At 66.4% G+C, this 9,497-nt stretch carries 4 protein-coding genes; 2 read left to right on the top strand and 2 right to left on the bottom strand.

Going from position 1 to position 9,497, the window contains the following annotated elements; genetic code table 11:
• Nucleotides 1–316: 316 nt before the first annotated feature.
• Both GD429_RS06360 and GD429_RS06355 read right to left on the bottom strand, forming a co-directional pair.
• A complete protein-coding gene (locus GD429_RS06360; protein WP_152856157.1) occupies nucleotides 317–712 on the bottom strand; it encodes an outer membrane protein assembly factor BamE in 396 nt (131 codons plus the stop codon).
• A gap of 44 nt (nucleotides 713–756) precedes the next feature.
• Nucleotides 757–4,866: a YadA-like family protein gene (locus GD429_RS06355; RefSeq protein WP_152856156.1), complete on the bottom strand. Its 4,110-nt coding sequence runs from the start codon at nucleotides 4,864–4,866 to the stop codon at nucleotides 757–759.
• A 1,444-nt stretch (nucleotides 4,867–6,310) separates the two neighbouring features.
• On the opposite strand from GD429_RS06355, the gene GD429_RS06350 reads away from it, so the two are divergent.
• Both GD429_RS06350 and GD429_RS06345 read left to right on the top strand, forming a co-directional pair.
• Nucleotides 6,311–7,144, top strand: coding sequence for a response regulator (locus GD429_RS06350; RefSeq protein WP_152856155.1), 834 nt, complete (start codon nucleotides 6,311–6,313; stop codon nucleotides 7,142–7,144).
• Nucleotides 7,137–9,491: a sensor histidine kinase gene (locus GD429_RS06345; protein ID WP_152856154.1), complete on the top strand. Its 2,355-nt coding sequence runs from the start codon at nucleotides 7,137–7,139 to the stop codon at nucleotides 9,489–9,491. The genes GD429_RS06350 and GD429_RS06345 overlap by 8 nt, the downstream gene beginning before the upstream one ends.
• Nucleotides 9,492–9,497 lie beyond the last annotated feature (6 nt).

The following is a 9,497-nucleotide window of genomic DNA, read 5'->3' as shown; positions in this document are numbered from 1 at the left end:
GTGCGGGCAGCGTTCGACTGGAAATCAGCAATGAACCAGTTTGCTATCCTGTTCGGTGAACGATTCACCCAGGCGCGTGGATAACGCGTTGTTCAACCGCCTCGCCCACAAAAATGCGGACAGGTTCTCCAGGCATGTCCATACACGCTTCATCCGGGCCAGTCTCAGCAATTCTGCAATTGCAGTCCCATACCCCCGATCGCGGTCTCACTCTTTCCATTTCCGTGCTGCCACGCCCGGCCGCAATGCAGTTGCGGGCGCCGATAGCCTCAGCCCATCGGCCCCCGCAACCGCCCCGAAGGCAGCTCAGACAGCGTCAGCCCGCCTTGCCCACCACCCTCTTCCCACCGAAAGCCTCGCACTCCGCCTTATCCCACCGCGTCTTCACGACGCGGTTATCCGAATCGAACTGAACCTGATACTGGCAGGTCGCGACCTTTCCGGAATCGCGGAACTGGAACAGGTAATTCCACGTCCGCACATGAAAAATCCACTCGTGGAAATGCGGCGGCCCGAGCAGCTCGTACAACTGGTTCTTCGTCACGCCCGGCTGAACCTGCGCGAGATTCGCGAGATTCGGATACGTGCCTTCGGGCAGCGTGGCCGTATCGGCCGACGGAAACGGCGGATCGCCCTGCTGCGTGGCGCATCCGGTCAGGCCGGCGACGGCGAGCAGTGCCGCGGCCGCGAACTTAGCAATGTGTGCGTTCATGTTTGGCATCGTTTGAATGAAAGGGAAACGGCGCGGTTCGCGGCTCACCACTGATACCCGGCACCGACCACCGCGCCATACGTGCCGCGCGTGTTGGTCGAGACGGCCGCCTTGTAGATCCAGTGGTTGTTCTCCGAAATCGTCGAAATGCCGAGCGCCTGCCCCGACTGGCCGCGATACACGCTGCCGGCCACCGCGACCATGCTCTTGCCGGGCCCGGACGGCTGCGGCAGGCCGGCGACGGCCATCGCCGTCGCCGTGCCGCCGTCCGCATCGCGGCGGTAGCTGTCGAGGCTGTTGCGCAAGCCGGCGACCTGGCCGTCCGTGTAGCTGTTCGCCTGCGACAGCGTGTTGCCGACGCTGGCATTCAGCTGGTTCACGTTGACCGCATCGGTGCCCTGCGTGCCGGCCGCGACGTTGACGACCTGGCGCGCCGAATCCGCCGAGCCGACCGCGACGACGTTCGAGCGCCCGCCGTCGTTGCTGCCCGTGCCGATCGCGGCCGAGTTGCTGCCCGACGCGGTCGACCCGACCCCGATCGCGGTCGAGCCGTTGCCGGACGCCAGCGACCCGTTGCCGACCGCCGTGCTGTTCGAGCCCGATGCGACAGCACCCGAGCCGCCCGCCGACGAGTTCGACCCGGTCGATCCCGGCGGCACGTTGGAGCCGGCCGGATTCGACGTGTACGAACCGCCGAGGTTGGACGTGCGCTGGTTGATCAGCGTCGTCAACTGGTTGGCGACCGAATCGAGCTGCGACACGTTCACCGCGTCGGTGCCGCTCTTGCCGGCCGCGAGGCCGGTGATCTGCCGGTTGCCGACATTCACTTCGCCGGCCGACGACTGCGGGCTGCTCAACCCGTACGCGATGTAGTTCGTCTGCGCGCCGACCGTGGTCAGCGAACCGGCGCCGAGCGCGACGCTGTTCGCCAGCGTCGCCGACGCGCCGGCGCCGAGCGCGAGCGCGTCGGTCGCGTTGCTGCGCGCACCCGATCCGAGCGCGACGCTGCCGACGCTGGCCGCGACCGCGTGGGCGCCCTGCGCGACCGACTGCGCGCCGGTGGCCGTCGCGCCGCTGCCGAGCGCGATCGCATCGGCCTGCGCGGAACTCGCCGCCTGCCCGATCGCGACGCCGCCGGGCGCAGTGGCGTCGACGATCGCACCGTTGCCGATGCCCACGCCGTTATCGCCGTTGACGACCGTCGTCGGGCCGACCGCGATCGACTCCGCACCGACCGCGAGCGAATCCACGGCCGTCGAGTTCGCATGGAAATACTTCTGGCTCGTGACCGCGAACGACTGCAGCGCGCCGGCCAGCTGCCGCACGGTCACGGCATCCTGCTGGCCGGTGCCATCGGCGACGTTGGTGATCTGGCGATACGTCCTGCTCGTCGCGTCGCCGACCGATACCGCGCCCAGCAGCGTCTGGTCGGTCGTGTTGAACGGGATCGACGCGCTGCCGTTGCGGATCACGCCGGAAGCCGGCACCGTCGCGCGATCGGCCACCGAGCCGGCGCCGAACGCGATGCTGCCGTCCACCCTCGCGACCGCGTTCGGACCGATCGCGACGCTGTCGACGCCGAGCGCCTGGCTGTCCGGCGCGGTCGAGTTCGCGTGGAAATACTTGGTGCCGTGCGCGTTGATGTTGTCGATCGCCGAGCCGACGTTGTTGTTGATCGTCGTCGAACCGTCGCTGTTGTACGTCACGTACGACGGTGCCGAGATCGTCCCGGTCGTCGGGTTGTAGGTCGCGCCGCCGCCGATCGCGCCAGCCGTGCTGTTGCCGAGATTGGTGTTGTTCGACGCGATCGAGCTGAGGCTGGTCGACAACGAACCGATGCCCGTCGACGTCGCAGTCGACAGCGACGTCAGGTTGCTGTTCGTGCTCGACAGGCCGGTGGACAACGAGCCGACGATCGTCGAGGTCGACGTCGACAGTGACGTGATCGAGCTGTTGGTCGAACTGAGGCCGGTGGACAGCGAACCGATGCTCGTCGACGTGGCAGTCGACAGCGACGTCACGCTGCTGTTCGTCGTGCTCAGGCCGGTCGACAGCGAAGCGACGCCGGTGGACAGCGAACCGACGATCGTCGAGGTGGACGTCGACAGCGACGTGATCGAGCTGTTGGTTGAACTGAGGCCGGTGGACAGTGAGCTGATACCCGTCGATGTGGACGTCGACAGCGACGTGACGGCGCTGTTGGTCGAACTGAGGCCGGTGGACAGCGAGCCGATACCCGTCGACGTGGACGTCGACAACGACGTGACGGCGCTGTTGGTCGAACTGAGGCCGGTGGACAACGAACCGACGACCGTCGATGTGGACGTCGACAGCGACGTGACGGCGCTGTTGGTCGAGCTCAACCCGGTCGACAACGACGACACCCCCGTCGACAACGACGTAATGCTCGACGACGTCGACGTCGACAACGACGTGACCGCCTGATTCGTCGCATCGAGCTGCGACCCGTTGATCGCGTCCGTGCTCGCCGAATTGATGCGCCCGGCCGCGACGTTGGTGATCTGGCGCTCGGTGCCCGGCGCGCCGACGCTGACGACACTGGTCGGCGTCGTGCCCTGGAAGGTATACGTGACGCTGCCGATCGTCGCGCTCGACGTCGGATGCGGTGCAGCCGTCGTCGAGCCGGAGCCGAGCGCGACATCGTTTGCGTTGTTCGCCACGGCCGATGCGCCGAACGCCACCGCGCCCGCCGCCGCGGCCGTCGACGTGTTGCCGAACGCGAGCGAGCCGACGCCCTGCGCGTTGTTCGAATTGCCGATCGCCACCGCGCCATCGCCGTTCGCCGTGTTGTTCGCACCGGCCGTGACAGCACCCGTGCCGATCGCGGTGCTCGGGTCGCCGATCGCCACCGCACCGTTGCCGCTGACCGTCTGGCCTGCGCCGAGCGCGACGGCGCCGGTACCCGCCAGCACCTTCGAGTTATTGCCGCCGGCGATCGAGCCCGCGCCCGCGGCAGCGGCGACCGAGTTGGTGTCGCCGATCGCCACCGTGGAACCCGCCGCCGCGACGCTGTTGATGCCGATTGCGGTCGAATTGATGGCCGACGCCGTCGCGCCGGGGCCCAATGCGGTCGCCGATATGCCGCTCGCGCGCGCGAGATTGCCGAACGCGACGGCGAACTGCTGCGTCGCGGTCGCCTGCACGCCCATCGCGATCGAACTGACGCCCGACGTATTCGCGCTCAGGCCGAATGCCATCGACTGGTCGGCGCCGGCCGTCGTGCTCGAACCCAGCGCGATCGAGCTGATGCCGAGCGACTGCGTGCCCGATCCGGGCACGCCGGCCGTGCCGCCCCAGCCGATCGCGATCGATGTGCCGCCCTTCGCGCCGCTGTTGACACCCATCGCGACGCCGGAATTGCCGGTCGCCAGCGCGCCGCTCCCCACCGCAACGGCGGCCGCGCCTGAACTCGTCGACTGGTTGCCGATCGCGACCGTACCCGTATCGGTGGCATGCGACGCGTAGCCGAGCGCGATGCTCTGAACCCCCACCGCGCTCGCCCCGAGACCGAGCGCAGCCGCATACTGGCCGGACGCCAGCGCATTGTTGCCGAGCCCGATGGCCGACACGCCGGTCGCGGCTGCGCCACTGCCGATCGCCACCGCGCCGCTTTGGGTCGCGCTCGAGAGATTGCCGACGGCAACCGAGTAAGCGCCGCTGCCGATCGCCTGCACGCCGAGCGCCGCGCTATTGACACCGGTCGCCTGCGAGTTGATGCCGATGGCCGTCGAAGCGTCGGCTATTGCGTGTGCGCCCGGGCCCAGCGCGGTGGCAGAAACGCCCGTTGCCGTCGCGAGGTTGCCGAATGCGGTGGAATTCACCTGCGTCGCAACCGAACCGTTACCGACCGCTATCGAACTGGCGCCACCGGTTGCCGACCCGCCACCCGCCGAGTACTGCGCATGCGCAGCAACATGGAACAAGCCGAGATACGCCGATGCCATCAGCACTGCCAGCCGCCGAAGCGACGGAGTGGCAGGCGTTCCCGCGTGTGTCGCCGCGCCCCCGATCGCGGTAAGTTCCGCCGCGCTGCTCGACGACGCGACGCGCTTGCCGCGCGCACGGTCAAGCTCCGACGCCGCAACCCAGGCCCCCAATGCTTCGTTCCAGATCGACTTGAACGACTTGTTCATCTTGTCTTCCCTCGGTTCTCATGTGCTGGATGACGCAACAGCGAACGCATCGACAAGCGATCACGCATCCGTCTGCGTTCCCGCTCGTCTTGCGACGCTCCGCGATTCACTTTGGATAGCTAACTAAATGCTCGAACAACGCTGCACGACACTCGCGATCGCCATCGCGATCACGCGACCGCACGCCGCACGTGCGCTTCGGCACGATGCGCGACGACGATCGCCGGTTATCGAATCATGGAAGCCGACGTCGCGGGAAAAGCGGCGGCGCGATGCACCGCGCACCGTGAATCCGCGCGCGTGCGCCGTCGCACCGAACCTGCGGCGACCTCGAATTTCATGGGAAAGCGTCGTTCAGACGCCGGATGGACGGATGCCGGCCCAAACCCCAGGGGCGGCCCGTCGTGATTCATTCAGGAGGAGGATGACACTGCGTAGTCCCCGGGTCTGAAGCATGCGCAGCCGGTTCGATCGAACCGGTGCGTCGAACTGCCATGCCTGTCGTATTCATATTTTTCGTGCCCGCCTGATTCGATAGCGCACCGCGCGCGCTCGCGCCCGAGCGAATCAAACCGCCAGGCTGCCACCGCGAAGCCGCTCACCCTTTCCGTTCGGCCGCCAAACGCACTTTCCGGATTTCCGGAAAAGAACCGAGGGCTTGCCGAACGACCCCTGCACCGAATTGATCGGTCGAATTTCCTTGACGATTTTTTATTGCCAGATGCTTCACATCTCTAACCAACCCCACAATTCTCCGGTTTATCTTGTATACCAACGCATGCGGAGAATTGTGAAGTTTGCATTACCCTCGTGCCAGTTATTCGCCCGCTGCCGCACTCCCACACTTTGAGAGTTTCATCATTCAATGTCACATTGAATATCGCATGCTTCCGGATGTGACAGCGGCAAGCCGTCCGCGCGGAATCGTTCACCTCGAAGAACCGATTCCATCCGCGCCGGGGCTAGTGTGCAGGCATTCGTCCAAACAAACCTTTTCCCGAGCGGACGAACCCTTTTCCCGAGCGGACGGCATTTACATTCATACATTTCGGCGCGAAATCCGATTTCCCCGGGAAAAAATTTTGAACGACGATCAATAAAACATTAATCGGTCAAGCCTCGAATCGGCACTTTCAATTTACTCGAACGACACCAATCCTCGACACAAGACGCCAGAATTCATCGCGCGGGCCATTTCAATCGGATAATCATTTTTCCGGAAATAAAGACCGATATTAAAAGGCGATTCGGAATCTTTTTCCACTTCTTTTTATTCCCGCCGATCGCCGCCACAGAAAACCCGCCGGGCCCCGTCTGATATGCCCACACAGGACGCACGGAATCCTCACAATCGTGCTTTTGCCGGCATATAATTTTTCGCAACAATCGCGCGCATAGCGATGCTTTCAGCCCGTCAGGCCTATTTCCCTACCCGTCCGCAACCATGTCATCCCGCTCGTCCAGCCCGGCGCCGCTTCGCTCCACGCCGGATCTCGCTGACGCACATATTCTTGTCGTCGACGATCGCCCGAACGACCTGCGGCTCCTGACCGAGATCCTGCGTGCCGCGCGGTGCCGGATCAGCGTCGCGTTCGACGGGCTGCAGGCCTATCATCGTGCGCAGGCCATCTCTCCCGACCTGATCCTGATGGACGTGCGCATGCCGCGCATGGACGGGTTCGCCGCGTGCCGGCTGCTGGCGTCGACGCCGTCGACGCAGTCCATCCCGGTGATCATCCTGACCGCCGCGGGCGATCTCGAGGATCGCATCGCGGGGCTCGAAACCGGCGCGATCGACTACATCGTCAAGCCGTTCGAACCGGCGGAAGTGATCGCCCGGATCCGCAATCACCTGAAGCGCGCGCGGCGCAGCCAGCCGTTTGCGCACCTGCCCGAACTGCCCGACAACCCCGACGCGGCCGTCGTGCGCGCGGCAAGCGAGGTGCTGCTGCGCAACCTGCGCCATCCGCCGGCGCTCGAGGATCTCGCCAAACAGGTCGGCACGCACGAGAAGCGCCTGTCCCGCGTGTTCCGCGACCATCTCGGCCAGACCGTGTTCGAGTATCTGCGCGACACGCGCCTGCGCGCCGCGATGCACTTTCTCGCGGAAACGTCGATGGGGATCGGCGACATCGCCGAGGAGATCGGCTTTTCCACGCCCGGCAATTTCGCGACCGCGTTCCGCGAACGCTTCGGCATCACGCCGTCCGACTGGCGCCGCCAGCGCCACGCGGTCAATGCGCCGCCCACACCGGGGGAGCACCATCACGATGCGTAGGCGATACGCGGCATGGGCAGCCGGATGTCGCGCGTTGCTGCTGCTTCTGATGGCGATGGCCGTCACCTGCGCGCTGGCCCGGGCCGCGCCGGCGCCCAACCCCGCGCGACTGGAAGCCGTGTCGGTGTTCGAGGACGCCGGCACGACGATGACCGCCGATCAGGTCGACGCCCGGCTCGCCGATCCGTCACGCGGTAAATCCGCGGCAACCACGCCATCGTTCAACGTCGAGTTTTCCCGGTCGGCATGGTGGGTCCGCGCGACGCTGGCCAACCGCGGCGGCACGGTGCGCCCGCTGGTACTGGTGTTGCGCGACGCGCGCGTCGACCATGCCGACTTCTATCTCCACCGGAACGGCCAGTGGACACTCGCCAGCCGCTTCCCCGCCGCCGATACCGATGCCGACGGCGATGCGAACCGGCAGCCATCGCGGTACCCGGTACTCGACGTCACGCTGCGCGCCGGCGAAAGCATCCCCGTGCTGATCCGCGTCACGTCGCGCAAGGAAATGCGGCTCGCGCCGGCCGCGTTCACCCGCGAAGCATGGAACGCGCAGGAGTCGCGCGCCACGATGTGGGACTTCGGTTTCTTCGGCGGGTTGCTCGCGCTCGTGTGGTGCGCGCTGCTGATCGGTTTCTTCTCGCGCAGCGGGATGTTCTACGTGCTGGCCGCGACGGCGCTGGGCACGACGCTGTTCGAAGCGGCGTACCGCGGCTACACGGCGTTGGCGCTGTGGCCCGCCGCGCGCGAGTGGTCGGCGCGCGGCGAGGTGATCTTCGCGTACCTGGCGGTCTCGCTCCTCATCGTGTTCATTCTGTTGGTCGCGCATCGCGAGAAGGCGCGGCTACCGGTGCGCGCCGTCTACATGACGATCCTCGGCCTCGAATGCGCGGGAATGGCCGGCGCCGCCTTCGGCGACCTGCTGACCTTCACGTGGTTCTGCCTGCGGCTGAACACCGTGCTGGGGATCGTGAACGTCGGCATCGCGCTGACGCTCGCGATCCGCCGGACGCCGACCGGCCGCGTGATGCTGATCGCGGTTACGCTCGCCTGCTTCAACATCCTGCTGCGCACGCTCGACGGCATGGACGCGCTGCCTCCGTTCCTGATCTGGCTCAAGTCCGATATCTATCCGAACCCCGTCACCGCGATCATCGGGCTCGCCACGCACCTGCTGGTGCTGGCCGCGTGGATCCACCACGTGGGCCGTCAGCGCACCGAGGCGAGAAAACGGCTCGAGCATTTCCAGCTCACCGAACAGGATCGCCTGCGCGACGAAGTCGCGCGGCGCACGGTCGCGCTCAACGACGCGCTGCAGCAGGTGAAGACGCACATGCAGCAGAAGATCGAGACGCTCGGCTATGTCAGCCACGACCTGCGCGCGCCGCTGTCCACGATCAACGGCTACGCGAAGCTGCTGCTGCAAAGCGCGACGCGCGGCCAGGCGCGGCTGATCCGGTCGATCGACCGCAGCATCCGCTACCAGCTCGCGCTGATCGACGAACTGCTGGCGTTCACGAAAGCCGAGCTGCAGCCGCTCGGCGTGTCGCCGGACACGACCGACCTGCCCGGCCTGCTCGACGATATCGGCCACTATGCGGTCGCGCTGTGCGCGCAGCAGGACAACCGGTTCGTCTACCGGCCGGCCACGCCGCTGCCGCACACGGTGTCGATCGACGGCATGCGGCTGCAGCAGGTGCTGCTCAACCTGCTGTCCAACGCGTCGAAATTCACGCGCGACGGCACGGTCACGCTGTCGGTTCATGCGGCGCGGGAAGGCGATGCGTGGCGTCTCCTGTTCGAGGTCGCCGATACGGGGATCGGGATCGACATCGGCGGAACGCGCGACATCTTCCGCGCGTACCAGCAGGTGCAGGCCGTGAACGGTGGAACGGGGCTCGGCCTGTTCATCGCGCAGCGCATCGTCGACGCGATGGGCGGCGAACTGGCCGTCTCCAGCCGGCCGGGCGCCGGCACGTCGTTCTCGTTCCCGATCGTCGCACCGGTAGTCGGGCACGCGCTGGTGCCGGTGTCGGAGCTCGTCCGGCGGTTTCAGCCGGCCGACGATACCGAACCGGAGATCGCCGCGCCGTTGCTGCACGGCCCGTCCGACGATGCGCTCGACGAACTGATCCTGCTCGCCGGCGAGGGCCGGCTCACCGATATCGAAGAGTGGCTCGGCCAGTATGCGGACGAGCCCGAGCATGCGGCCTTCGTGCAGGACGTGCGAGAGCACCTCGACGCGCTCGATCTGCACGCGATCGAGAAGCTGGCCGGGTCGCTGAAACGCGCGCGCTTTGCCGATACGTCATTCGACGCCGAGACGGACGCGGCCGGGCAGGCCTGATCATCA

Source organism: Burkholderia sp. BE17 (assembly GCF_009362305.1).
Lineage (GTDB): Bacteria > Pseudomonadota > Gammaproteobacteria > Burkholderiales > Burkholderiaceae > Burkholderia > Burkholderia pyrrocinia_C.
The sequence above is the reverse complement of the archived record's forward strand: the minus strand, read 5'-3'. Positions and strand labels throughout refer to the sequence as shown.

Excerpts from the sequence above, each read along its gene's own strand:
- GD429_RS06350 (WP_152856155.1), top strand. The coding sequence starts at position 6,311 with ATGTCATCCCGCTCGTCCAGCCCGGCGCCGCTTCGCTCCACGCCGGAT.
- GD429_RS06360 (WP_152856157.1), bottom strand. The coding sequence starts at position 712 with ATGAACGCACACATTGCTAAGTTCGCGGCCGCGGCACTGCTCGCCGTC.
- GD429_RS06355 (WP_152856156.1), bottom strand. The coding sequence starts at position 4,866 with ATGAACAAGTCGTTCAAGTCGATCTGGAACGAAGCATTGGGGGCCTGG.
- GD429_RS06345 (WP_152856154.1), top strand. The coding sequence starts at position 7,137 with ATGCGTAGGCGATACGCGGCATGGGCAGCCGGATGTCGCGCGTTGCTG.